We start from the raw sequence: 25,260 nt of genomic DNA, 5'->3' as shown, positions 1-25,260 counted from the left end.
TATGAAACCAAATGCGACGAATGGATTATAAAATCGTTAAGGTTATCCCTTTGCGGTGATCACTCCCCTCTCCTTTTGGAGAGGGGTTGGGGGTGAGGCTTTTGGGTGTAGCTTTTATTTCTTCCTAATCAGCGTTAACCCATCGCGTAATGGGAGAATAACCTTTTCGATTCGGTCGTCTTTAGCAATAAAGTCATTGAAACGGCGGATGCCAATCGTTTGTTGGTCGTGGTCGTAGGCTGGGTCGATGACGTGCCAATCCCACAGTGTGTTGTCAGCGAGGATATAGCCACCAGAACGGATGATAGGTAGCAGTTTCTCATATACCTCCGTATAATTGCGCTTGTCACCATCAACGAAAGCCATATCAAATAGAATCCCCAACTTCGGAGCCTCTTCTGCAGCGTCACCGATACGGAAGTCAATCTTGTCGGCAACAGGCGACCCTTCAATCCAAGGACGGGTGAAATCTTCCATCTCGTCATTGATTTCAAAGGTATAGAGTTTGCCATCTTCCTCCAATCCCTCCGCCATACAGATAGCCGAGTATCCACTGAAAGTACCCACTTCGAGGATATTCTTAGGACGTATCATCTGTACAAGCATCTTCAAGAGACGACCTTGCAGGTGTCCGCTTGCCATACGTCCGTGAATAGTATGAATATTTGTGGCACGATAAAGACGATAAAGATAATCGCCTTCTGGATCAATATGCGAGGCAAGATAGGCATCGCAGCCCGCTTCGTCAGTGAGAGAAGTATAGGTGTTGGTTGTTGGCATGGGTTATAATGGGGATGATGAGTGTTGAAAGGTTATAGGAGCGACAATGCTTCTATAGCCAATCTGTAGCTGTTAAGACCAAAGCCCTGAATAGTTCCCTTGCAGGCTGGGGCAATCATAGAGTGGCGACGGAAGTCCTCGCGGTCGTTAACATTGCTGATATGTACTTCAATCACTGGCGTTTGTAGAGAGCGAATGCAATCTAAAAGCGCAATACTTGTATGTGTATAAGCCCCAGCATTGAGGATAATGCCATCATATGAGAAGCCAGTCTCCTGTAGTTTGTTGATGAGTTCGCCCTCAACATTACTTTGATAATAGTCAATAGTACAGTTAGGATAGCTTTCACGCAGTTGTGAAAGGAAGGTGTCCATAGACAGACTACCATATATCTCAGGTTCACGCACCCCTAACAGGTTCAAGTTGGGACCATTAATAATGATTACTTTCATATCTCTTTCTTCTCAAATATCGTTTTTTGATGTATCTTTGCATATAAATTGCAGTATGCAAAAATAAGAAATTAAATGGAAACAGACAAGAATTCAAAGGATATTGTCAGCCGTTACCGCCGTTATCTGAAGTTAGAGAAAGGCTACTCGGCGAATACGTTGGATGCTTATATGCGTGATGTGGATAAGCTCTTTCGCTATCTTGCTGTGGAACAGGTCGATGTGTTGGATGTGAAGTTAGAAGATTTAGAATACTTTGCAGCCTTTATCTCCGACCTTGGTATTGGTCCTCGCTCTTTGGCACGCATTCTCAGTGGGGTGCGCCAGTTCTATCGTTTCCTCGTTATTGATGGTTATTTAGAAGTAGATCCGACTGAGTTGTTAGAGTCACCAAAGCAACCTGACCACCTACCAGAGGTTCTTTCCACGGCTGAAGTAGACCTCTTAGAGCAAGCGATAGACCTATCAAAATGGGAAGGACATCGCAATCGTGCCATTATCGAAGTCTTGTTCTCTTGTGGACTGCGTGTGTCGGAGCTCACCAACCTAAAACTTTCCAACCTATATATTGAAGAACAGTATATCCGAGTGATGGGTAAAGGTTCGAAGGAACGCTTGGTTCCAATCTCACCGCGTGCTTTAGACGAGCTAAACTATTGGTTTGCCGATCGTAATGTGATGAAAATCAAACCCGGAGAGGAGGATTATGTCTTCCTAAATCGTCGTGGACAGCACCTGACTCGTACGATGATTCTTATCATGATTAAGCGATATGCGGTTGAAGCTGGTATTAAGAAAACAATTTCCCCACATACCCTTCGCCACTCCTTTGCCACTTCCTTGCTCGAAGGTGGTGCCGACTTGCGTGCAATTCAGGCAATGTTGGGACACGAAAGTATCGGAACAACAGAGATTTACACGCATATTGATACCTCTACACTACGACAAGAAATACTCGAACATCACCCTCGTAATATCCAGTATAACGAGCATCAGCAGATGGACTTATTGACAGAATAATCTTTATTGATACTTTAACCTAAATCGATCATTAGATCACAATATGTATTGTTCTTATTACTATGGTATTGTTTCCTAACATCTTTTATTTTCTTATCGGCATCTTGTGTGTCTTTGTAACTTGACGTAGCCCGCTACGCCTGCGTTCCAAAACCAAACAATCTGCTCGATAATAAAACAAAATATGTTTAGGCTCTAATGAACGATTTGGGTTTGTCAATATATAAAAAATAAAAAAATCGGATTGCGTAACGGATTTTTATGTATCTTTGCGCCATAAAACTAATATTAAATTACAAACAACGTTTAAGATGAAAATCAAACATTTATTCTTAATCGTCTTACTCTTTGTCACTGGAATGGTCTCTGCACAGCAGATGGGACCTATCCCTGTGAATAAGAACGTAAGACAAGGTAAGCTCAGCAATGGCTTAACTTACTACATCCTTCACAACGAATGGCCAGAGCATGTAGCTAACTTCTACATTGCACAACGTGTTGGTTCTATTCAAGAGAACGATAATCAGCGTGGTTTGGCTCACTTCCTTGAGCACATGGCATTCAATGGTTCAGAGCATTTCCCTGACTCAACGCTCCTCGAATTCACCCGTTCACTCGGTGTTGAGTTCGGTAGCAACTTGAATGCTTACACCAGTATTGACCAGACTGTCTATCGTATTTGCGACGTACCTACTGCTCGTCAGACAGCACTCGACTCTTGTCTGTTGATTCTTAAGGACTGGTCAAACGGCTTGACACTTGCTGACAAGGAGATAGATAAGGAACGTGGTGTTATTCATCAGGAGTGGCAGCTGCGCCGTACACCAGTGATGCGAATCTATGATGACGTGTTGCCAAAGTTCTATCCTAACTCAAAGTATGGTCATCGTATGCCAATAGGTTTGATGAGCATTGTTGACAAGTTCCCTTATCAGGACCTCCGCGATTATTATAAGAAGTGGTATCGTCCAGATAATCAGTGTATCATCGTTGTAGGTGATATTGATGTAGACCACACTGAGAATGAGATTAAGAAGCTTTGGGCAAACGCTACTGTTCCTGCCAATGCTGCACAGGTTGTAGAAGAGGCTGTGCCAGACACCAAGGACGCTATCTACGTGTTTGGTAAAGATAAGGAGATGCCTTACAGTCAGGTTGGTTTCAGTATGAAGCATGACGCCTTCCCTGACGCACAGAAGGGCGATATGTACTACTATGTAGACTCTTATGCAAAGAACATCATTACCATGATGCTCAATCAGCGACTCTCTGAGTTGGCTCAGAAGGCTGACTGTCCTTTCACTGGTGCTTATTCTTACGATGGCGATTACATGCTTTCTAAGCCAAAGGCAGCCTTCAATATGGCAGCTGATGCAAAGGAAGGCAAGGACCTCGAAGCACTTGCAGCTATCTATCGTGAGGCACAGCGCGTTCGTCAGTATGGCTTTACAGCAGGCGAGTACGACCGTATGAAGGCTGAATACCTCTCTCAAATTGAGTCGGCTTACGTAAACCGTAATAAGATTAAGAATGCACAGTATGGCGATGAGCTCCGTGATCACTATCTTGCTAACGAACCAATCCCAAGCAAGGAGGATGATTATCAGATTATGAAGCAGTTGGTTGAGATGCCTGCATTGAACGTTGACGTTATCAATAAGTATGCACAGGAACTCATCACGGATAAGGATAGTAACTTCGTAGCTTATATCTTTGCACAGGAGAAGGCTGGTGCTACTTACCCAACAGAGGCTCAGATGGCACAGACAATCAGTACTGTACGTGCTGAGAAGATTGAGCCATACGTTGACAACGTAAAGCAGGAGCCACTGCTCGATGAGAAGAAACTCCCTAAGGCTGGTAAGATTGTCAGTGAGAAGGAGAATAAGGTACTTGGTTATAAGGAGTTGACACTGAGCAATGGCGCACGTGTTATTCTGAAGAAGACCGACTTCAAGGACAATGAAATTCAGTTCCAAGCTTCTGCGAAGGGCGGTAAGGGGCTCTATGGTAAGGCTGACTTTAGCAACTTACAACTCTTTGATGCTGTCCTCGGTTACAGTGGTTTGGGTAATTTCTCACGTCAGGAATTGCAGAAGGCACTCTCTGGTAAGCAGGCCTCAATGGGCTGCAGCATGTCAAACTACTATCAGACAGTAGCTGGTTCATGTGTTCCAAAGGACATTGAGACGATGATGCAGTTGCTTTACCTCAACTTCACCAATATTGCTAAGGACGAAGATTCTTACAAGGCATTGATGGCACAAATGGAGTTGGCACTGAAGAACAAGGACCTCTCACCTGAGAGCGTATTCGGCGATTCGCTCAGTTTGACTATTTATGGTCACGAAGCACGTTTCGCTCCAATGACATTGAACACATTGAAGAACGTTAATTACGACCGTATCTTACAGATTTGGAAGGAGCGTTTTGCTAATCCTGGTCAGTTCGTTTACTACTTCGTAGGTAACTTTGATGAGGCTACACTCCGTCCATTGATTGAGAAGTACATTGCATGTCTGCCTAAGGGTAAAGTTGAGAATTGGAAGGAAGTGCCAAGCTATGTGAATGGTAAGGTCGTTAGTAAGTTCACAAATAAATCTGAAACACCAAAAGCGATTGCCTTCGAGATGTGGCATGCGCCAATGGCTTACACGCTTGAGAACGACGTTCTTACTGATGCTGCAGCTCAGGTGCTCTCAATGGTTTACTTGAAGAGCATTCGTGAAGATGCCAGCGCAGCTTATTCTGTAAGCGCAAGCGGCAGGTTACGCCGTCTTGGTAACAAGGCTGTCGCTATTGTTCAGAGCTACTGTCCGATGGATCCAGAGAAGGCTGAGCTTGCTGTTAAGCTCCTTGCTGAGGGTATGAATGACAACACTGTCAAGATGGATGCCGACAAGGTTCAGAAAGTTAAAGACTTGATGCTGAAGAATGCAGACCTTGCTGCTAAGAATAATGGCGCATGGATGAGTGTTCTCTATACTTATATTATGACAGGTGTAGACTTTCATACTAACTACAAAAAGACCATTGAGGCTATCACTCCAGCTAAGCTTGCTGCTCATTTGAAGCAAATCTTGGCAGCAGGTAACCATGCCGAAGTGGTGATGACACCAGCGAAATAATACGTATTCTGTGTATGAAAAAGGACTCTCATGGGTCCTTTTTCATTCAATAGACTATCAACTGCGAATTATTTTCATGAAAATAAATATTTATTGTCGTGAAAATAAATATTTCTCTTCATGTAAATAAATCTTTTTCTTCATGAAAAGAATTTGTAGGAGATAGCTTTTTATCATTTAAAAGAAAGAGAGTCCATTTGTCATTTCTGGCAAATGGACTCTCTTTCTTTAGTCGATAAAATGCTTGTAGAACCTATCGATTTTACGATGTCTACTTTTTATGCACACGGAACTATCATCTTCCTTTGTATTTATATACTTCATTTGCATAGATAGAGAGTCATCAGTCTTTATTGTCGGCAACCATATACGAACAGTATTTATTGAGCAAATCATTCAATAACAAATCACCTTTCAGGTAACGGTCAGCATCAAGCTTTGTAATTCTTTCGCGTATAGGCTTCTTAGCCTTAAATAATGCATGAAGATATGGTACGCCATTTTCCTCTGTTATGTTCACATCCGTGAAGAATTGAGTTAAATCTTCTTTGTCATAAACGATGGAATAGCTTGGTCGTTTTGCGCCAGGTATACTTTCTACAAGGATATTCTTGTCAACCAGATCTTGGATGTCACGAATGGCAGTGTCCTTCGAACATTTTGCTAACGTTGCCCATGTCCTTGATGTTATCTTTGCCTCATAGCCGTCAAGAAATAGATTGAGCATTTGTGTTTGTCGTTCTGTCATAGGCACAACCGATGCTTTCTGCCAGAAGAAGCTCTTGTTTAAGATTGTTGTGACGGTGGCACCAGCTTCGTCAAGTGCATCCACCAATTTCTGCATATACCACACTAACCACTCCGTAACGTCGCCATCTCCACGCTGCATTCGTTCGAGAATGTCGTAGTAGTGCTTCTTATCCTTGTTTATCTGTGATGAAATATTGTAGAAACGGAACCTACTTTTCTCGCCGCGTGCCAAGAGCATATCTGAAAGAATACGTGCTAATCGTCCGTTTCCATCCTCAAATGGATGAACGCTTACAAACCAAAAATGAGCAATGGCGGAACGTATGACACTACTTACAGGTTCTTCTTTATTAAACCATCTGAGGAACTTTTGCATTTCTTCTTCAATACGGTCTGGAGAAGGAGCAATATAGTGAATTTTCTCGCGTCCAAATATTCCACTGACTATATGCTCCTCGTTTGTTCGGTACTGTCCAATCTCTATCTGGCTACCTTCACTGTAGCCAGAAGGGAAGAATGCAGCTTGCCAAGCATATAATCTTTCTTTTGTGAGAATCATGTCATAATGCTGTACAGCTTCGAGCATTACGTTGACAACAGAGTCAACATAGTGAGATGGTGCAGTCTGTTTTACGTTCTCAATCCCAAGTTTTCTTGCTATGGAAGAACGGACCTGATCCACGTTGAGGCGGATGCCTTCAACTTCTGAAGAATACACTATATCATAAGTAAGGTTCTCTGCCATAGCATGTATTTTGCTGTCAAAGCCCAGTGAAGCCAATCTCCCATAAAGCAAACCCTGTTTACGGAATACCTCTTCTTGGAGTAGTTCCACCTTTGAAGTGTCCCAACGGAAGTCAGTCCAATTGTCTCTTTCGTGTATATACATCATCCTTATTATATCATTTATGCGGCGATTTGTGTCTCATATCGTCGCAAATTATGCGACAAAAATACTTAAATAATGCCGAAACTCCAAATAAATTCTCAAATAACGCATATTTTGCGACGTTCTTGGAGAAGAAATGTAGGATAGCTATATTCGTCATCCTCCATCATTTAACACCTAATATCTACTGTTCATTACCACCCAATATTTGGCTCTTCCGTTAAATGTATAGATTGTTAATAGAATGAGATTAATCCACATACATGGTAAGCTTACCTCCAATAAGATGGTTTTATAAGGGGGGTAACTATATAATAAATGTAATTAGGTGCGATGTCTATTTGTCATCTACAACCTGCTTATTCCCTTGTTAAATTATATTTGTAAATTATTTTCGTACAGATCAAACCCAATACATGCTCTTTTGGCTTCTAAAAGACGCCCTTTTGGGTTGCAAAAGATGCCCTTTAAGGCTCTTACTAACGCCCTTTTGAAGTCCAATTAAGCACCTTTTATTTTGTTATTTGGTAACTAATTGATACTCTGTTGATTGCAAACCTGCCTCTTATATGTGGTTTTGCTGTTATTTTTTGATGTCTTATTTGAGATTATGTAATGATTTTTCAAGCCCTTGTCTGCATATTTTTGAAGTCTTAAAACGAAAATATTTTCAATAACAGAGGATAATAATAGGATAGATAGTTGACTGTCGTAGCCATGTTTTTGTTTAATGAGTAGCTATGGTTCTTCTGTTAAAGCAATACGAAAAGCGTCCACATATTTAACAGAAGAACCATTTTATGCGACGATTTAAGGTTTATATCGTCGCAAATTATGCGACAATAATACTAAAATAGCTCCGATGTAATTATTGACTTCTCAAATAAAGTGGATTTTGAAAGGGTAATCTTTGATTGTATTTTCTTCATCATTCACCTTTTAACACCGAATACTACTGCTCATCATCACCCAACATTCACCGCCCATCACCCATCATCTATCACCCAATAATGTATAAATCTTACCTATTTATTTTGTTATCCCGCTAAGTTGCAGTAACTTTGCACTCTTAAACAGAGAGTTAATAGTAAATACAAACATAAAAAGTAGATAAATATATGGCATATTTGTTTTCATCGGAATCAGTATCTGAGGGACACCCAGATAAGGTTGCCGACCAGATAAGCGACGCATTGCTCGACCAGTTCTTGGCTTACGACGAGGATGCACGTTGCGCTATAGAAACCTTTAATACTACAGGTCAGGTAGTGATTATGGGTGAGGTAAGGTCTAAGGAATATGTTGACCTTCAGACAATTGCTCGTAGGACAATTAACAAAATCGGTTATACAAAGGCTGAGTATCAGTTTGATGGCAATAGCTGCGGTGTTCTTTCTGCTATTCATGAGCAGAGTGATGATATCAACCGTGGTGTTGACAATGGTGATGCTGAGAATCAGGGAGCTGGTGATCAGGGTATGATGTTTGGTTATGCATGTAACGAGACAGACAATTATATGCCTGTGACACTCGACTTGGCACACCTCCTTATGACCACGTTGGCTGACATCCGCAAGGAAGGTAAGCAGATGACTTATCTCCGTCCAGACTCAAAGAGTCAGGTGACAGTGGAGTATAGCGATGACAATATCCCACAGCGAATTGACACTATTGTTGTTTCAACACAGCACGACGACTTTATCAAGCCTGCTGACGACTCACGTGAGGCACAGTTGAAGGCTGATAAAGAGATGGTTGAGCAGATTCATAAGGATGTACTTGAGATTCTTATGCCACGCGTAAAGGCACAGATAACATCGGAGAAAGTACTTGCCTTGTTCAACGATAATATCAAGTATCTTGTCAATCCAACGGGTAAGTTCGTGATTGGTGGTCCTCATGGTGATACTGGTTTGACTGGTCGTAAGATTATCGTTGATACTTATGGCGGTAAAGGCGGTCATGGTGGTGGTGCCTTCTCTGGTAAGGACTCAAGTAAGGTAGACCGTTCTGCAGCCTATGCAGCACGCTATATTGCAAAGAATATGGTGGCAGCTGGTTTGAGCGATGAGATTCTCGTACAGTTGGCTTATGCCATTGGTGTTGCCGAGCCTGTTAGTGTTTATGTGAATACCTATGGTCGTTCACATGTGAAGGCTACTGATGGTGAGATAGCTGAGATGGTGAAGAAACTGTTTGATCTTCGTCCAAAGGCTATTGAGAAGATACTGAAACTTCGTCAGCCAATGTATCTGGAGACAGCTGCTTATGGTCATATGGGGCGTCAGAATGAGGTTGTTAAGAAGACCTTTGAAAGTCGTTATCATGAGAAGAAGACAGTTGATGTTGAACTTTTCACATGGGAAAAGCTCGATCGAGTAGAGGATATTAAAAAGACATTCGGACTCTAATAGATAATGCCGACAACTGATTCCATTGTTCGCCCTTCTCTATTGCTAAAGTCAACATTGGCAGCAGGGAAGAAGGCGAATGTCGATTCTGAGGGTAAGGCGGGTCAGAAAACTGACTCGTCTATCTTGTTGCGCCCTAAAAAACAGAAGAAGTTTCAGCTGACGGACTTCAAATTTGCAGAAGAAGGCTACTTTAAAGGGAATAAGTTTTTCAAGTTAGAACGAGGAAACAATCATGCTGATGGAGTTTTGGGCGTTCTTGCTCCTTATGCTGTAAGCAATGATAATGTTATTGCAGCAATGCTCTTAGGTTGTTTTGTGATGGCGATGGTGGCGTTTTCTCTATCGAGAAATTTCATAGAACGACAGATAAAGAGTTTCTTTCGTGTAAGTCGCAGTAAGGAGTTGGCTATTGAAACGAATGAAGAGATGCGCTTTCAGACTATCTTGATAGCACAAACCTCTTTGTTAGGAAGTATTCTCTATTATTTATTTGCGCGAAATTTAGGGGGCGGTAGGCTTCCGAATGATACACAACTTGGAGCGATAGGATGCTTTTTTGGCGTGTTTGTCGCTTATTTCCTATTCAAGTATTTGGTCTATGGATTCGTAAACTGGGTGTTCTTTGATAGGAAAAATAATGGACAATGGAGGCGAACACAGGTGTTTCTTTCCTCTTTGGAAGGAGTCTTATTGTTCCCGATAGTACTCTTGCTGGTTTACTTCTCTTTGTCACTCCATACAGCATTGATTTATACACTAATTGTTATGTTATGCGTCAAAATGCTTGCTTTTTATAAGAGTTACAGTATCTTTTTTAAGAGAATGGGTGCCAGTCTGCAAATAATTTTGTACTTTTGTGCGCTCGAATTGATGCCGTTGATGGTATTGTGGGGCGTTTTGTTCATTACAGATAACTATTTGATAATAAACTTTTAGGACACGATGATAAAAAAGATCTTGGTTTCACAGCCAAAGCCGTCAAGCGATAAGTCGCCATATTACGACATAACGGAAGACTTGGGAGTGGAACTGGTTTTCAGACCATTTTTTAAAGTGGAAGGACTCTCAGCGAAAGAGTTCCGTCAGCAGAAGATAAACCTGTTGGATTATACCGCTGTGGTATTTACTTCTCGTCATGCTGTAGACAATTATTTTAATCTCGCTAAGGAAATGCGTGTCACTATCCCAGAGGATATGAAGTATTTCTGTGTGATTGAAACGATTGCTCTTTATATCCAGAAGTATGTTCAGTACCGCAAACGTAAGGTGTTCTTTGGTAATACGGGAAAGATTGATAGTCTTATCCCTACAATGACTAAGCATAAGACTGAGAAGTACCTTGTTCCGCAGAGTTCTGTACATACGGAGGCTCTGAGCGAGTTGTTGGATGCAAATAAGCTCAAGCACAAGGAATGTGTGATGTATCGTACGGTGAGCAATGGCTTAACAGAGGAAGAAGTTAAGAACTTTGATTATGATATGCTTGTCTTCTTTAGCCCAACAGGAGTAAAGGCTCTGAAAGAGAATATCCCTAACTTTGAGCAGGGAGACATAAAGATAGCTGCCTTTGGTCCTGCTACAGCGAAGGAAGTTGAGGCACAAGGATTAAGACTTGACCTTCAGGCTCCATCTCAGGAGTATCCTTCTATGACAGGTGCATTGCGTGCTTTCTTGGAGAAAGAGAAGAAGAATAAATAATATAACGGCTTCTGCCTCATCTGAAAGGATGGGGAAGGAGCCGACATCAGTACCGGACATACGGTAAATAAAGGCTGATAAGGAATGGAAAAGCATGAAGAAAGACTAAGAAAAGGAGAACGTCTATGTAGCAAGAAGCTCATAGATACGCTCTTTGGAACTGGTGGAAGTCATGCGATGACAGCATTCCCTTTGAAGGCTGTATATAGACTGATTGATAGTAAGTCAGAGACTTCTGTGTCGGATAAAACGGCTGAGGAGCCAAATGTACAGGTGTTAGTCAGTGTTCCGAAGAAGCATTTCAAACGTGCCGTAAAGCGCAATAGGGTGAAACGGCAGGTACGTGAGGCTTATCGTAAGCACAAGAGTTTTGTCACGCTCCGTGTGAATGAACAAACAGATAAGCAGTTGTTGATAGCTTTTATATGGCTTTCAAACGAATTGATAGATTCTGTTACAATTGAACAGCGGGTCTGTAACCTGCTTCAAAGAATAGGAGAACGGATATGATGGATGAGAAGGAGAGAAACGAGAGTATGCCATGTGAGCAGCAATCTCAAAATGTATTTGCCAAGCTATGGCGTCTTTTCACACGTGTTTTATCATGGCTGTTGATACTTCCGATACTCTTTTATCGCCAGTTCATATCTCCTTTTACGCCACCTTCTTGTCGCTTCACTCCTACTTGTTCGGAGTATGGTAGACAAGCTATCCTAAAGCATGGACCTTTTAAGGGTTTGGCACTTACAATTTGGCGTATATTAAGATGCAATCCGTGGGGCGGTAGTGGTTATGACCCAGTGCCCTAACGATGCTCACAATAGAATATTAATACAGAGTTGAGGCTTATGAAGATAGGGCAGAACGCTTTTAAAGTCTTCTATCCCTTGACTCCTTAAAGTATAAAGATATAGATGAAGAACTTTGTAGAAGAACTCCGTTGGCGTGGTATGCTGGCTCAAATGATGCCAGGTACTGAGGAAATGCTTCAGAAAGAGATGGTTTCAGCTTACTTGGGTACTGACCCAACAGCTGACTCATTGCACATCGGTCACCTTTGTGGTATCATGATGTTGCGTCATTTGCAGCGTTGTGGACACAAGCCTTACCTCCTCGTTGGTGGTGCTACGGGTATGATTGGTGACCCTTCTGGTAAGAGTCAGGAGCGTAACCTCCTTGATACAGAAACACTTTACCATAACCAAGAGGCTATCAAGAAGCAGGTAAGTAAGTTCCTTGACTTCGATGGTAACGAGCCAAACAAGGCTGAGATGGTTAATAACTATGACTGGATGAAGGACTTCACCTTCCTTGACTTCGCTCGATTGGTTGGTAAGCACATCACTGTCAACTACATGATGGCTAAGGATAGTGTGAAGAAGCGCTTGAGTGGCGAGAGTCACGATGGACTTAGCTTTACTGAGTTCACCTATCAACTTCTGCAGGGTTACGATTTCCTCTATCTTTTTGAGAAGTTTGGTGTTAAGTTGCAGTTGGGTGGTAATGACCAGTGGGGTAATATGACTACTGGTACAGAGCTTATCCGTCGTACTTTAGGTAACGAAACTGAGACATATTGCCTTACTTGTCCACTAATAACAAAGGCGGATGGTAAGAAGTTTGGTAAGACCGAAAGCGGTAATATATGGCTCGATCGCAACCGTACAACACCATATGCCTTCTATCAGTTCTGGTTGAATGTTAGTGATGATGATGCCGAGAAGTATATAAAGATCTTTACTTCTTTGGAGAAGGATGTTATCGATAATCTTATTGAAGAGCATCGTCAAGACCCAGGTCGTCGTACACTTCAGTACCGTCTTGCAGAGGAAGTTACCCGTATGGTTCACTCTCAGGAAGACCTTGATATGGCGATAGCAGCCTCTAACATCCTCTTTGGTAAGAGTACAAAGGAGAACTTGTTGCAGTTAGACGAGCAGACCTTTACTGATGTCTTCAAGGATGTTCCACATTACGAGGTATCAAAGGACGTACTTGGTCAGCCTGCAGTTGATGTCTTCAATCAGGAAGGTATGCAGATATTCCCAAGCAAGAGTGAGATGCGTAAGCTCGTTAAGGGCGGTGGCGTAGCGCTCAACAAGGAAAAACTCGCAGCTTTTGACCAGCCAGTAACAGCTGAGGACCTTATTGATGGTAAGTATCTCCTCGTACAGAAAGGTAAGAAGAATTACTCTCTGATTATTGTGAAATAAGTTTTCACAAACTATCAATACATAACTATGAAAAGCCTTACTACGTCCATTGTGGCGTTGCAAGGCTTTTTAATTAACCACTCCCCTTGAATTCCTACATAATATTCATGGGGCTAAAAAGATTCATTATGAAGAAAATCTTCCTATTTTTACAGCTGGCAATGCTTGTTTTTTTTGCCTCTTGTAGCAGTGAAGACCCAGAACCAATACCTCAACCAGGTACCGAGGTAGAGAATACTATCTTTGTTTATATGCCATGGTCGGGTGTTAGTGATACCGATTCTGGGCTTTATAGCTACTTCCTCACCAATATACAAGACATAAAGAGTGCGATTGTTAACCAAGGTGGACTTGGCAACAAGAGACTTATGATATTTATCTCTACGAAGGTGAATAAGGGTGCTCTGATTAATGTTCAGTATAAGAATGGAAGCTGTGTAGACGATACCGTTGCTATCTACAACAATAAATTAGCTGGCTTAAAGCTGAATTCTGCAGAGTGGATAACAACCCTGTTGAAGCGAGTTAAACAAGAAGCACCAGCTAAGCATTACTCAATGATAGTCGGTTGTCATGGTATGGGATGGATACCTGCCAAGCCAAGCACACGCCTTAATCGTTCTGTAGCCTCACCTTTCGGACTTAATAAAAATGCTGGTAAGCCTGGACCTCCAACGCGTTGGTTGGGTGGTGATGCTTATCAGACGAATATTTCAGAATTCGACAAGGGTATAGAAGACTCTGGTATTGGTAAGTTCCAGTACATACTCTTTGACGACTGTAATATGACAGGTATCGAAGTAGCCTACGAACTCTGTAATGCAACGCACCATATCATTGGTAGTCCAACGGAGATTATGGCTTATGGTATGCCTTATAAACTGCTGTGGAATGAACTCTCAAAGGTGAATCCAGATTATCATAGTATCTGTACTAACTTCATCAACTTCTATAGTAACTACAAGTATGGGAATACTCCTTATCCTTATGGTACTATTAGTGTAATCGATTGTTCGCAGGTTGAGGGCATGCTTAACATCATGAAGGAGATAAACGCATCAAGTCCTCTCGCAACCGTTGTGGAGAGTGACATTCAGAGTATGGATGGTTACATCCCTTCAATATTCTATGATATGGGCGATTACGTGCGTAAACTTGCGCAGAACGAACCACAACTGTTGACGAGATTTAATCAACAACTCAACCTCCTTGTTCCTGAGAAAGGCAATACAACATCATATTATACCGCTATTCGTAGTCGTAGTGGAGATGTAATACCTATCCAGACTTATTCTGGTATAACAATATCTGACCCATCAACCAACTTGAATGTGACAAGTTCTCTTAGTCGTAACCGTTATTATCAGGCTACGCATTAAGATTAAAATAGCATCTATAGGAATACTAAGCAGTTCCTATAGATGCTATTTTCTTAGATGTAAAGCACAGACGCATCGAATGAACGAGTATCTTTCACGCAGGTGTACATCATCAGCTCTGAAAGTTGTTCGTTCATTTTTTGTACCTTCTCCTCAACTCCTTCTGCTCCTTGTTGCAGCAATGGCTTAAGAATTCCTCTGCCCACAGCAACCGCATCAGCCCCTAATGCAAGTGCTTTGTAAGCATCATAACCGGTATCAATACCACAGTCAACGAAGATTGCGATGCCACTTCCCTCTAATGCTGCCTTAATCTTAGGCAGAACCATCACGGGAGCAACACCGAAAGGAATACGTCCGTGGTGATGAGAGATTACAATCGCTGCACAGCCAGCCTCCTTACACTTCAAGGCATCCTGCACAGAGAGTACACCTTTGGCAACGAATGGAACTGAGCCTGCAGCCTTCACGTATTCTTTGAGGTCGGAAAGCATGACAGGACCAAGTGGAATACCGTCTACAACATCATACCGCCCGTCTGTACCAGGAACGTGGTCAATGTCTACGCCGACAGCTATCGCACCGTGTTTGATAGCAAACTGAATCTCGTCCAAAATAATATTATGGTCAGCAAATGGCTTAATGATTCTCACTGTTCTTGCTCCTTCAGCTGCGATTTCAGCATATTCCTCGTTAGGTTCCATACCCACCCAGTTAACTGTATTCAGCTTTTTGGCAGCACGCGCATACTCTAACATTGGTTTCTTGCCGTCTTTCAACACCTTATTCAGATGTGAGAAGGCAGGCATCATAATTGGTGAATCGAACTCTTCGCCGAAGATAACTGTCTTCAATATTGGCTCAATGGCATCAATAACACGCATCTCCACATGGATAGAATCCAAGTAATTGCGGTTAAATACATTTGCATCATCTGCTTTGCCACTTGTTACGGGTATCATTCCCGCTGGTCCTGGCCACGGACTTTTTACGTTATCGTTCATGTTCTTTTACTCCTTAACTCCATTATTTATATTACTATTAAAACTATAGTCTTATCCCCTTTCACTCCTTAACTCCTTAAATTTATATCAATAGCAATGTAATCAATGTGTAAACAATCATTGCCACCACGATAAAGATAGAGATGAAAGCCGACATAAAGCTTTTGTCATCCTCATCCTTGCATAGGCTTTCTATCTGTAGCGGTACGGGGAATCCCGTCGGACAAGCAAAGTAAAGTAATACGCCAACAAGGAATATTTTCACTGCCATCAATTCGGGGAACAGCAAGAAGAAGGCTCCTATGATAGCCCCACACAATAGAAGGCGCACCACTGTCAATGCCAAAAGCGGCTTGAGCTGTGCTGCCCGTAGGTGGAAACCATAGCCGAGGGTGAAGAGGATAATGCTCGCAATAGGTGTCATTGCCATGTTCATCGTACCGTCATAGATTCTGTGAAGTTCGTTCTCTATCAGCCATTGGTACAAGCCCGACATATTAACGAGAATACCCACGATAACGGCAACGATGAATGGTGCTGTAATAATTCGTTTTGCCATAGGAAGGAAAGCCACATCCCTTGATGTCTGTCGCGTGATGAGTGCTGGCACAAGTCCAAAGTTGATGAGGATACCAGCAACGTCAAAAGTGATGATATTCACTGCGTGTTCTGCTCCTACCAATGCGATATAAAGGGGTAGGGCAACGCTGCCTCCCTCACAAGTCATCAGTAGGAAGGGTGCTAATTGGGCATAACGACCACTAATGGGCTTTGCTATGCTCTTACCTATCAGATAGACAAGAATCCAAGCGGCATCTAAAAAGAGAATCTCATAAATGAAATTCGTCGATAACTCTGCTTTTACAAGCACGTGAAAGACGAGCAGTGGGAAAAGAATATTAAATACCAATGACTTTGCTCCTTCGTTCTGTCCTGCTGTTACCCAACCTCTTCTGTGACTCAACCAACCGAGGAACATCATAAAGAAGACAGGAAAAAGAATCTCTATAGCTTTCATTTTTTTGCTGAATTTATCTAATTTGTATTTGTTACAAAGTACAAATATAGACAAAAAGTATGATATTGGCAAATGAATAGGGGAAATTAAATAAAAAGCCTCACCCCCGACCCTACCAAAAGAAAGAGAAGCCTCACCCCCAACCCCTCTCCGAAAGGAGAGGGGAGTGATTACCGAAAAGGGTAATCGTAACTCGATGTAGGCGGAAGTTACTTCTATACTAACAACAAATTGCAAGATGTTTTATTCTCCGCACTATTGGTGCTAAGCATCCACACCATTGGTGTTTGCCGTTCGCACCATTGGTGCGGACCAATAACACGATGTGAAATAATAGCTAAGAATGATACAAAGAGGGTGTTATTGGAATACAAAACTGGCACAGCAGGAATATGCTGTGCCAGTTGTTGGGGATAAAAAGATGTTATCTTTAATGCTTTTCTTTACAAATGATTTTGCGGATTATCGTGTTGTAACCGTAAAAACCTTTGTCTCATGCGGTTGTAAGGTGGCTTGCCAAGCCTTACGTTGACGTGTTGTCTTGTGCTCCCATACGTCTCTGAAATTGTATTCCTTCGCATTGCCGAGGATAGAAAGTGGCAACTGAACACGCTGAGGAGTGTCTGAAGGATTCATGATGGCAATTGCCTGACGGTTTCCGCTTAGGTTTCTGAGGTACACACGGCATGCACCAGGGAAGTCAACTCTATGGGCTGCCTCGCCAAGGGCGTCTTGGTTGATGGCAATAATCTCCTTATTGAGGAGGATGCGACGTGTTTCAGCGTTCTCGTTCAAGATGTCGTGGCTCACTGCTAAAGGCGAAGCAAACATGCACCACATTGACATCTGGGTCTGATATTCAGTATAAGTACAGCCTACACCACCTAAATCGCTTGATGGTCCACCCTTTCCGTCAAGTCCAACGACGAGCATATCCATGTCGAGCCAGTGACCTGGTCCTGCGTATTTATAAAGTGGTTCGGTAATGTTAATGATATCAATGATACCCATACCTCCCTGCTTCACGATGTCTTTCCACATATCACGCACATCAAAGCTCACACGCCAGAGCGAACCGCCAGCCTGACGAGCCCACAACTCAGGGTTCAGCTGTCCCCATTCGCAGACACCCAAGGCAATCTTACGACCTGAATTCTGTAGTGCATCAGCCATCTTCTTATAGCGTTCGTGGGCAACGGCACTGTCAGAAGGTGCGTGGCAGTAGTCGTATTTTAGATAGTCTATTCCCCATTCAGCAAAGGTCTTGGCATCTTGTTCCTCAAAACCGTAGCTGGCAGTGTAGCCTGCACAAGTGAGCTGAGCGGCATCAGAGTAGATACCGAGTAGTAAACCCTTTGAGTGAACATAGTCGGCAAGTGCCTTTATTCCGCTTGGGAACTTCTTTGGGTCTGGTATGATATTATTGCGTTTGTCGCGTCCTCCCTGCCATGCATCATCAATGAAGATGTATTTATATCCAGCTTCAGCATAGCCATCAGCCGCCATCTTATCAGCAATTTGTCGAATAAGCTGTTCGTTGATGTCCTCCTTATATTTGTTCCAGGTCATAAAACCCATTGGAGGTGTCAGTGCTAATGAGTCACGATTGGTAGCAGTCATGTGCAATGATGTCAGTAAAAAGGCTGCAATAAACAAAAGTGATTTACGAAGTTTAGATAGTTGCTCAATCATTATAATTATAATTTAGGAATTAGCTGATACTAAAAAATCCGCAGAATCATAAAGAATCCGCGGATTTTCTGTGTTGTCCCAGGCGGATTCGAACCACCACTGACAGAACCAAAAACTGTAGTGCTACCATTACACCATAGGACAATTGCGGATGCAAAGATAGTGTTTTTTAGTCTAATGCACAAATTTTGCTGTATAATTTTACGCATTTACCGTCATTGCGCAGCAAATAACACTCGGTTTAATCTTACTTTATATGATATTTCTTCCATTCTTTTTGGTGTTCATGAGAGAAAATACTATCTTTGTAACATACTATAGTTTGGAACATTCTATCACTTTGTTTTATACAAGTCTATGAGACCTATATCGTCAGTTATCATATTTTTACTACTCGTCTGCTCGGCAGTATGGGCTGGCTTTGCCAGCTATCACTGTGCTGAAACGGCTATTGTACAGGATATGAATCAGGCTTTGTCGAAGACACTCGCTGGGAAACGTGAGGCGTGGATTACGCCCGATACCATACAAAGTTATCGGCAATATTTACAGATAGCCGACCTTAGACGTCGTTCGTTTGTGTCATATGCGTTGGGTGAAGATAGTCATTCGCTGTGCAGTAGACAGATGAGGTGGCAGTCGGCTGGTCATTCGCTTTTATTCCAAAGTTATGCTGATTGTTCCTTCGCTACGGTATGGGGCTTGTCAGATCAGCGTTTACCCTTTGCTTTCCTATTGTTAGCCTTGGTTTGGATGACTGTATCTATCGTGTATTTTCGTCGTCATCGCGCAGGCAGATTGGTGCTGGGTAGGATGGTATATGCCGCTTCTGATCATAGTTTTCGTGACTGGCATGGGGAGAAAATAGCCTTTACTCCGATGCAACAGCAACTGATGGAGCTGTTTATCAATGCAACTGATAGAAAGTTGTCGAAGGCAGTTATCTGTGAAACGCTTTGGCCCAAGAAACCCGATGCAAGCGAAACTCTCTACACGCTTATCCGTCGTTTGAAGCCTATTGTCAGTGAGCGTTGCGGATTAAAGATTGTGGCTGACAGGGGTGATGGCTACCGATTGGCTTCTGATTCATCTTCAAAGAAAATGTCGGATAGTCTTTCTAAATGGAATAGGTGTCATCTTTAAAATATATATCTTAGGCATTCTTTATTGGAATATTATGCCTAGTAGGGGGTTATTGAGTAGTTTTTTGTTGTGCTTTTTCTTGTTTACCAGACCTCAATTAGCTATTGTCAGGTAATTGTCAGTAACTAATTTTGCCCTAATAGTAGGTGGATTCTATCTTTGTAGCAAAAAACAAAGACTATGAGAAAAGGTTTATGGTTACTGTTGCTATGCTTTCTTGCACTGCCAGTTGGTGCCCAGAATGAGAAAGAAAGCGATAAGACGGCAAAGAGTGTAGAGATGAAAGAGGTGACAGTTGAGGCTGCACGAGTGACGAAAAAGATAGATGGGCTGCTGATTGTACCGTCTGATGCACAACGAGAAGCAGCAACGGACGGTTATAGTCTGCTTGGAAAGCTGTCTCTTCCACGCATCAGAGTAGACGAGGTGATGCGTACCATTGTGCCTTTGACGAATAATGGAAGTGTTCAACTTAGGCTGAATGGAAGCTTGGCAAGTAAAGAAGACCTACTTTCACTGGACCCAAAACTTGTAAAAAACATCGATTTCATCGATAATCCGGGAGTCAGATATGGTGACGGAATAGGCTATGTTATTGATATTCGGACGAAGCGTAACACCACTGGTTACGTGCTTGGGGCTGACTTATCGAATGCTGTCACAACGTTGAATGGTGATAATACGGTCTATGCAAAGCTCAATCATAAGAATTCAGAACTGGCTTTAACCTTCAATTCTTCTTATAAAGACCATCGTGGTTTTCGGTCTTCAGAATCGGCTGACTATACCTTGAACAACGGTAGTCATTATCTTGTTTCACGTAATCAGACCGCTGGCAGAAGTCGTCGTTTTGGTTATCAGTTTGAGATAAAGTACAGTCTTGCAGACTCGGCTACGTATGTTTTCCAAGCGAATCTGTCAGTGGGAGGAGGCAATACGCCTGGTAATTATGCTGATTTTGTGTATCGGGATGGAACGATAGAAAAGTCTTTTCGGACGATTGATGTGGCAAGTAGTTTCGCCCCTACACTTGACCTTTACTTCTTTCATCAGCTTGGTAAACATCAGAGTATTACAGCTAACGTTGTTGGTTCGAGTATTTATACGGACAAGCAAGGATATAATGGAGAAGAAGGAGATTATGCCTATGAGGTAAATGGGCGTACTTGGTCGCTGGAGAGTGAAGCTATTTATGAGAATAAACTCAAGCCTTTCACCCTTTCTGCAGGTTTGGAACACTCGGTGTCGTTTACGAATAATGAATATACTGGCGATGTCTCTGCTCTTAACAAGATGCGGAGAGGAGAACTTTATCTATTCTCTGAGATGAAAGGACGGTGGAAACGAATAGGCTATTCGGCAGGTGTTGGGGTTGCTAATAAGACCTATTCGCAAGAAAACTATATCTTTGACTACTGGACCTTTCGTCCAAAACTTACGTTGAGTTACGAGATTTTGGCAGGATTAAATGCAAGTTACAGCTTTGAAACCTATCGTCGTGTGTCTTCACACGCTATGGTGAGCGATGCAAAAGTCAGAGAAAATAGCCGTGAATGGAAGGTTGGAAATCCTAATTTGCAACCTTCTCGGGTCCTTAAGAACATTATTGATGTCAGTTATAATGGTAAACGTGTGGGCTGTGGGATGAATATGGAGTATCGACGTGACCTTGGGAGCAATATGAGTGTGTATGAACGTACGGCAACAGATGAGTTTCTTTATTCACAACAGAACATTGGTAATATCATGATGTTTGTTGTACAGAATTATGTGAGGTATGATGTAGTGCCAGAGCGTTTGTCTGTAACACTTTTCGGAGTTATCAATCGATTCTTTAACATCAGTAGTCTGTACCGTCATCATCTTACAAGTTACAACTATGGTGGTAATGTTCAGGCTTATCTTGGACGCTGGACACTCACGGGATATGCCGATAATGGTTGGAAATTTGTTGAAGGAGAGCATGAGGGAAGGAATGGTCCAGCAGTCTATTTGGGCGTTAGTTACAGGTGGAAAACGTGTAGTTTGTCACTCTTTATGCAGCATCCTTTCCAGCAGCATCCCGCTATACAGCGTGGTAAAGTACTGAATGAAAATCTCCATAAAGAGTATATTTATCGTAGCAGAGACTTGGGTAACATGATAACTCTCAGGTTCAGTTGGAAGTTATCAAAGGGTAAAAGCTATAAAGAGATTGATAAGAAAGTGCAGCATGAAGGGAATAAACAGACGGGTATTTTATAGTGGATAGCTGCATGGGTGTACCCTTAGGGTATTGAAAATACAATCTAACTCGTTATTGGAAAAGGTCTTTCTATTCAATTATCATGTTTCTGACATGGAGGACCTTTTTCCTTTTTAACTCTTCGAAGAGGTAGATAAGGATTTGAAAAATCATTACATAAATTCAAATAAAACATCTATAAATAAGGATAAAACATGTGTAAAAAGCAGGTTTGTAACCATCAGGAAATCAGCTGGTTATAAAATGGTGTGAGAAAAGGTGCTTAATTGGACTTCAAGAGGGCGTTAGTAAGGGTCTTAAAGGGCGTCTTTTGCAAGTCAATTAGGCGTCTTTTAGAAGCCAAAAGAGCATGTATTGGTTTTGAGTTGAGTGAAAATAGTTTACAAAAATCAAAGATGTAGGGATGGGATGTTTATGGAAGACGAATAGACATAGTCTCAATTTGCATTTTATCCTATAGTTTATGTCCGCTTGTAAGGTTATCTAAATTGGGATAATTATACCATACAAGTGGATAAGTCTTTATCTATTTCCAATCTATGCTATTAACGGAAGGACTTTTTAAGCTATGGTAAGATGCTCTTTAGACTTTCATAAAACAAGAAGGCAAGCCTATAAAACAAAAAAGGCAAACCCATGGCTTGCCTTAATATATTATGTAATATCTTTACATATTATTTGTTTACTGCGTCTGCTAACTCAGCACCAGCCTTGAACTTAGCAACCTTCTTAGCAGCAATCTTAATCTTCTCCTTTGATCTTGGATTAATACCCTCGTGAGCTGGGCGCTCAGTTGTAGCGAAAGTACCAAAACCTACGAGTTGTACCTTATCACCAGCAGCAAGTGCTTCCTTAATAGCTTCTGTAGTAGCATCCAAAGCTTTCTTAGCGACAGCCTTACTTACCTCAGCGTTAGCTGCAATCTTCTCGATCAATTCTGTTTTGTTCATAATTTTGATTTATTTATTGATTAATTTTATGAGTGATATACAAGATTATGTTGCAAATATAGTTGTTTCCTTTTATAAAACAAATAAAATCATGGGAAAAATGTAGAATTTTATAAAAAAAAAGTCGTTATCTCGCTTATTTTCTGCTTAATACCGAGAGATTTTCGTAATTTTGCATTGTTTAAATGATATATTGTAAAGAATAAGACATAACGTAAATGCGAAATATACCTGTTGTAACAAAGAATCTTCTTATTATCAATATTCTGGTGTTCATAGCCACATACGTTTTAAGAGGATTGAATATTGATTTGAATGATATTCTTGGCTTACATTTCTTTTTAGCCTCTGACTTCCGTATCTGGCAGTTCTTCACTTATATGTTCATGCATGGTGGGTTTACACATATCCTAATGAACATGTTTATGCTGTGGATGTTTGGTATGGTTGTTGAGAATGTATGGGGTCCAAGAAAGTTCCTTTTTTATTACATTGTCTGTGGTGTTGGCGCAGGACTCTGTCAGGAGTTGGCACAATATGGAACTTATCTTGTAGAGGGATTGGCACAATATGAATCTGTAAAAATCGGTACTACAGTTCTTCCTATGAATGTTTATCTGAATATGATGAACACTGTTGGTGCCTCTGGAGCCATCTATGGTGTACTACTTGCCTTCGGAATGCTATTCCCAGAAGAGCGTATGTTCATTATTCCTATCCCTGTTCCTATTAAGGCAAAGTGGATTGTAATGGGTTCAATCGTTGTAGAATTGTTCTCTGCGATAGGCACAAGCAATGATGGAGTAGCGCATTTGGCACACTTAGGTGGTATGCTCTTTGGTTTTATTCTTATCCGTTATTGGAAGAAACATCCGTATTCTGGTTATGGAGACTTCGGCATGAATCGGGGACATCAGTTCTTTGATCGTATGAAGAATACGTGGGAACAACGTGGAGGGCGTGATTCTCGTAATGCTACGAATGGCAACAGTGGGTCTTGGTCGAACACTTCTCAGAGCAATAATGCTAATAATAGAAGTGATTGGGATTACAATGCCCAGAAGAAACAACAGCAAGAAGAAGTTGATCGCATCCTTGATAAGATTCGTAAGAGTGGTTACGATAGCTTGACAAAAGACGAGAAACAAAAGCTCTTTGATAGTAGTAAAAGTTAAGTCGCTGGTCGATTGACAAAGAAATGTGTTGTTGGTTATAACAAAAATGTTCTTAATCAGCAACTTGTTAGAATATGAGTGGATAGGAACTTGTTATAACTTCAAGTCTATCTGCTTGTTATATAACCACTTGGTAACTATTTATTTTATTCGTAAAGCTTAAAAAATACAGGGGTAGGGACCACCTGAATGTTTTGAATTAAGATGTTTAGCAAATTTAAGAAGCTTACATATAGAATGTTGTTGGTAGGCAATATCATAGTGATTCTGTTGATGTTGTTTGTCGGAAATATAGGTAGGTTTAATCCTGTTGATTATCCCTTGTTGGCTAATTTAGGACTGGGCTTTCCGATACTCCTTGTGTTTAATTTTGTATTCCTTGTTGTCTGGTGTTTTCTCCGATTACGTACTATTTGGTTGCCATTGTTAGGTTTCCTGCTCTGTTATGGTCCTATCCGTACGTATTCACCATTCAATATTCCAGAAGATAAGCCACATGGCGCTATAAAAGTACTGTCGTATAACGTCTTTATGTTCTCTTCATGGAGCGAGCCAGATGCTAAGAAGAATCCAATTGTTGATTATATCGTTAAGAGTAAGGCAGATATTGTCTGTTTGCAAGAGGCACAAGCGACATTAGAAGACAAAGATCATATCTACTCAACACTGAAGAAACACTACCCATATTTCAAGTTGATGATTAAAAAAGCACCTGGTGCTGATTACATGGTATTGCTGAGTAAGTATCCAATCCTTTGGCAAGATACTATCCCATATGGCTCAAGTAGTAATCAGAGTGTGGCTTATATGCTTGATATTAAAGGGACTAATACACTCGTTGTGAATAATCATTTCGAGAGTAATGGATTGAGCTCTGGCGACAAAGAAGGGTTTAAGACACTCGTAAAAGGTGAACTGAAGACTGGCGAAGCGAAAAGACAATCAGTCCACTTAATCACTAAGTTAGGCGACGTTTCAGCACGTAGAGCACCGCAAGCGGAGACTGTTGCACGTTATGTTAAGAAATATCTTGATAAGAAAGTGCCTGTTATTCTCTGTGGAGACTTCAATGATAGTCCGTTAAGTTACACACATCGAACCATCGCAAAAGAACTGAATGACTGCTTTGTTGAGAGTGGAAACGGACCTGGAATAAGCTATCATAAAAGTGGGATGTACTTCCGTATTGACCATATCTTTCGTTCCGACGATTTTGAGTCGTATGGGGCAAAGGTCGACAATAGTGTGACTACTTCCGACCATTATCCCATCTATTGTTGGCTTAAATACCGCCCAAAACCTTAAAAAAC

Annotated in this window: 20 protein-coding genes and 1 tRNA gene; 13 read left to right on the top strand and 8 right to left on the bottom strand. The window is 41.6% G+C overall.

The genetic code is table 11. The annotated features are described in order from the left end of the window. Nucleotides 1–114: 114 nt before the first annotated feature. Nucleotides 115–780, bottom strand: a complete 666-nt coding sequence (locus FIU21_RS11335) for an O-methyltransferase (protein WP_004361055.1) — start codon at nt 778–780, stop codon at nt 115–117. A 32-nt stretch (nt 781–812) separates the two neighbouring features. Beyond that, entirely contained in the window at nt 813–1,232 is a 420-nt protein-coding gene (gene aroQ / locus FIU21_RS11330; RefSeq protein ID WP_004361054.1) for a type II 3-dehydroquinate dehydratase, read from the bottom strand. Nucleotides 1,233–1,307: 75 nt separating this feature from the next. Between aroQ and xerA the strand changes: the two genes are divergently transcribed. Both xerA and FIU21_RS11320 read left to right on the top strand, forming a co-directional pair. Next, nucleotides 1,308–2,252 carry a site-specific tyrosine recombinase/integron integrase gene (xerA, locus tag FIU21_RS11325; protein ID WP_004361053.1) on the top strand — a complete coding sequence of 315 codons (945 nt, stop codon included), beginning with the start codon at nt 1,308–1,310 and terminating at the stop codon, nt 2,250–2,252. Nucleotides 2,253–2,563: 311 nt separating this feature from the next. Next, nucleotides 2,564–5,380: a M16 family metallopeptidase gene (locus tag FIU21_RS11320; protein WP_004361052.1), complete on the top strand. Its 2,817-nt coding sequence runs from the start codon at nt 2,564–2,566 to the stop codon at nt 5,378–5,380. Nucleotides 5,381–5,723: 343 nt separating this feature from the next. Here the strand turns inward: FIU21_RS11320 and FIU21_RS11315 are convergent, their stop codons facing one another. Further along, nucleotides 5,724–7,019 carry a Fic family protein gene (locus tag FIU21_RS11315; protein WP_004361051.1) on the bottom strand — a complete coding sequence of 432 codons (1,296 nt, stop codon included), beginning with the start codon at nt 7,017–7,019 and terminating at the stop codon, nt 5,724–5,726. A gap of 1,118 nt (nt 7,020–8,137) precedes the next feature. Between FIU21_RS11315 and metK the strand changes: the two genes are divergently transcribed. The 7 genes from metK (at nt 8,138) to FIU21_RS11280 (ending at nt 14,723) form a co-directional block, all read left to right on the top strand. Beyond that, nucleotides 8,138–9,430 (top strand): methionine adenosyltransferase, encoded by a 1,293-nt coding sequence (gene metK / locus FIU21_RS11310; RefSeq protein WP_004361050.1) that lies wholly within the window; start codon nt 8,138–8,140, stop codon nt 9,428–9,430. 6 nt (nt 9,431–9,436) lie between these two features. After that, entirely contained in the window at nt 9,437–10,369 is a 933-nt protein-coding gene (locus FIU21_RS11305) for a DUF4271 domain-containing protein (protein ID WP_036886710.1), read from the top strand. Nucleotides 10,370–10,375: 6 nt separating this feature from the next. Continuing rightward, nucleotides 10,376–11,131: a uroporphyrinogen-III synthase gene (locus FIU21_RS11300; protein WP_004361046.1), complete on the top strand. Its 756-nt coding sequence runs from the start codon at nt 10,376–10,378 to the stop codon at nt 11,129–11,131. Nucleotides 11,132–11,215: 84 nt separating this feature from the next. Continuing rightward, nucleotides 11,216–11,641, top strand: coding sequence for a ribonuclease P protein component (rnpA, locus tag FIU21_RS11295; protein ID WP_004361045.1), 426 nt, complete (start codon nt 11,216–11,218; stop codon nt 11,639–11,641). Next, nucleotides 11,641–11,940 carry a membrane protein insertion efficiency factor YidD gene (gene yidD / locus FIU21_RS11290; RefSeq protein ID WP_036886720.1) on the top strand — a complete coding sequence of 100 codons (300 nt, stop codon included), beginning with the start codon at nt 11,641–11,643 and terminating at the stop codon, nt 11,938–11,940. Before rnpA ends, yidD begins: the two co-directional genes overlap by 1 nt. A 105-nt stretch (nt 11,941–12,045) precedes the next feature. Beyond that, complete coding sequence (gene tyrS / locus FIU21_RS11285) at nt 12,046–13,344, top strand: tyrosine--tRNA ligase (RefSeq protein WP_004361041.1); 1,299 nt, start codon at nt 12,046–12,048, stop codon at nt 13,342–13,344. A gap of 128 nt (nt 13,345–13,472) precedes the next feature. Next, nucleotides 13,473–14,723, top strand: a complete 1,251-nt coding sequence (locus FIU21_RS11280; RefSeq protein WP_004361039.1) for a clostripain-related cysteine peptidase — start codon at nt 13,473–13,475, stop codon at nt 14,721–14,723. Between the two features lie 53 nt (nt 14,724–14,776). Here FIU21_RS11280 and FIU21_RS11275 read toward each other — a convergent pair whose 3' ends face one another. The 4 genes from FIU21_RS11275 to FIU21_RS11260 all read right to left on the bottom strand — a co-directional run bounded on the left by FIU21_RS11275 (nt 14,777) and on the right by FIU21_RS11260 (nt 18,581). After that, complete coding sequence (locus FIU21_RS11275; RefSeq protein ID WP_004361037.1) at nt 14,777–15,727, bottom strand: FMN-dependent dehydrogenase; 951 nt, start codon at nt 15,725–15,727, stop codon at nt 14,777–14,779. A gap of 82 nt (nt 15,728–15,809) precedes the next feature. Next, nucleotides 15,810–16,745: an AEC family transporter gene (locus FIU21_RS11270; RefSeq protein ID WP_004361035.1), complete on the bottom strand. Its 936-nt coding sequence runs from the start codon at nt 16,743–16,745 to the stop codon at nt 15,810–15,812. 462 nt (nt 16,746–17,207) lie between these two features. Next, nucleotides 17,208–18,437 (bottom strand): glycoside hydrolase family 27 protein, encoded by a 1,230-nt coding sequence (locus FIU21_RS11265; protein WP_004361033.1) that lies wholly within the window; start codon nt 18,435–18,437, stop codon nt 17,208–17,210. Between the two features lie 73 nt (nt 18,438–18,510). Further along, nucleotides 18,511–18,581, bottom strand: a tRNA-Gln gene (locus tag FIU21_RS11260). Nucleotides 18,582–18,794: 213 nt separating this feature from the next. Between FIU21_RS11260 and FIU21_RS11255 the strand changes: the two genes are divergently transcribed. Continuing rightward, entirely contained in the window at nt 18,795–19,580 is a 786-nt protein-coding gene (locus FIU21_RS11255) for a winged helix-turn-helix domain-containing protein (protein ID WP_004361031.1), read from the top strand. Nucleotides 19,581–19,760: 180 nt separating this feature from the next. Continuing rightward, complete coding sequence (locus tag FIU21_RS11250) at nt 19,761–21,824, top strand: TonB-dependent receptor (protein WP_004361029.1); 2,064 nt, start codon at nt 19,761–19,763, stop codon at nt 21,822–21,824. A gap of 675 nt (nt 21,825–22,499) precedes the next feature. On the opposite strand, the gene FIU21_RS11245 is transcribed toward FIU21_RS11250, so the two are convergent. Beyond that, the gene (locus FIU21_RS11245; protein ID WP_004361026.1) at nt 22,500–22,775 is read right to left on the bottom strand and encodes an HU family DNA-binding protein; all 276 of its coding nucleotides are present in this window, start codon (nt 22,773–22,775) and stop codon (nt 22,500–22,502) included. Between the two features lie 218 nt (nt 22,776–22,993). On the opposite strand from FIU21_RS11245, the gene FIU21_RS11240 reads away from it, so the two are divergent. Further along, complete coding sequence (locus FIU21_RS11240) at nt 22,994–23,950, top strand: rhomboid family intramembrane serine protease (protein WP_004361024.1); 957 nt, start codon at nt 22,994–22,996, stop codon at nt 23,948–23,950. A 204-nt stretch (nt 23,951–24,154) separates the two neighbouring features. After that, nucleotides 24,155–25,255, top strand: a complete 1,101-nt coding sequence (locus FIU21_RS11235) for an endonuclease/exonuclease/phosphatase family protein (protein ID WP_004361022.1) — start codon at nt 24,155–24,157, stop codon at nt 25,253–25,255. Nucleotides 25,256–25,260: the final 5 nt, after the last annotated feature.

Source organism: Prevotella melaninogenica (assembly GCF_013267595.1).
Lineage (GTDB): Bacteria > Bacteroidota > Bacteroidia > Bacteroidales > Bacteroidaceae > Prevotella > Prevotella melaninogenica_D.
Note: the sequence above shows the minus strand (reverse complement) of the source record. Positions and strands in the feature narration are given on the sequence as shown.

Coding starts and splice junctions, on each gene's coding strand:
- FIU21_RS11335 (WP_004361055.1), bottom strand. CDS start 780: ATGCCAACAACCAACACCTATACTTCTCTCACTGACGAAGCGGGCTGC.
- aroQ (WP_004361054.1), bottom strand. CDS start 1,232: ATGAAAGTAATCATTATTAATGGTCCCAACTTGAACCTGTTAGGGGTG.
- xerA (WP_004361053.1), top strand. CDS start 1,308: ATGGAAACAGACAAGAATTCAAAGGATATTGTCAGCCGTTACCGCCGT.
- FIU21_RS11320 (WP_004361052.1), top strand. CDS start 2,564: ATGAAAATCAAACATTTATTCTTAATCGTCTTACTCTTTGTCACTGGA.
- FIU21_RS11315 (WP_004361051.1), bottom strand. CDS start 7,019: ATGTATATACACGAAAGAGACAATTGGACTGACTTCCGTTGGGACACT.
- metK (WP_004361050.1), top strand. CDS start 8,138: ATGGCATATTTGTTTTCATCGGAATCAGTATCTGAGGGACACCCAGAT.
- FIU21_RS11305 (WP_036886710.1), top strand. CDS start 9,437: ATGCCGACAACTGATTCCATTGTTCGCCCTTCTCTATTGCTAAAGTCA.
- FIU21_RS11300 (WP_004361046.1), top strand. CDS start 10,376: ATGATAAAAAAGATCTTGGTTTCACAGCCAAAGCCGTCAAGCGATAAG.
- rnpA (WP_004361045.1), top strand. CDS start 11,216: ATGGAAAAGCATGAAGAAAGACTAAGAAAAGGAGAACGTCTATGTAGC.
- yidD (WP_036886720.1), top strand. CDS start 11,641: ATGGATGAGAAGGAGAGAAACGAGAGTATGCCATGTGAGCAGCAATCT.
- tyrS (WP_004361041.1), top strand. CDS start 12,046: ATGAAGAACTTTGTAGAAGAACTCCGTTGGCGTGGTATGCTGGCTCAA.
- FIU21_RS11280 (WP_004361039.1), top strand. CDS start 13,473: ATGAAGAAAATCTTCCTATTTTTACAGCTGGCAATGCTTGTTTTTTTT.
- FIU21_RS11275 (WP_004361037.1), bottom strand. CDS start 15,727: ATGAACGATAACGTAAAAAGTCCGTGGCCAGGACCAGCGGGAATGATA.
- FIU21_RS11270 (WP_004361035.1), bottom strand. CDS start 16,745: ATGAAAGCTATAGAGATTCTTTTTCCTGTCTTCTTTATGATGTTCCTC.
- FIU21_RS11265 (WP_004361033.1), bottom strand. CDS start 18,437: ATGATTGAGCAACTATCTAAACTTCGTAAATCACTTTTGTTTATTGCA.
- FIU21_RS11255 (WP_004361031.1), top strand. CDS start 18,795: ATGAGACCTATATCGTCAGTTATCATATTTTTACTACTCGTCTGCTCG.
- FIU21_RS11250 (WP_004361029.1), top strand. CDS start 19,761: ATGAGAAAAGGTTTATGGTTACTGTTGCTATGCTTTCTTGCACTGCCA.
- FIU21_RS11245 (WP_004361026.1), bottom strand. CDS start 22,775: ATGAACAAAACAGAATTGATCGAGAAGATTGCAGCTAACGCTGAGGTA.
- FIU21_RS11240 (WP_004361024.1), top strand. CDS start 22,994: ATGCGAAATATACCTGTTGTAACAAAGAATCTTCTTATTATCAATATT.
- FIU21_RS11235 (WP_004361022.1), top strand. CDS start 24,155: ATGTTTAGCAAATTTAAGAAGCTTACATATAGAATGTTGTTGGTAGGC.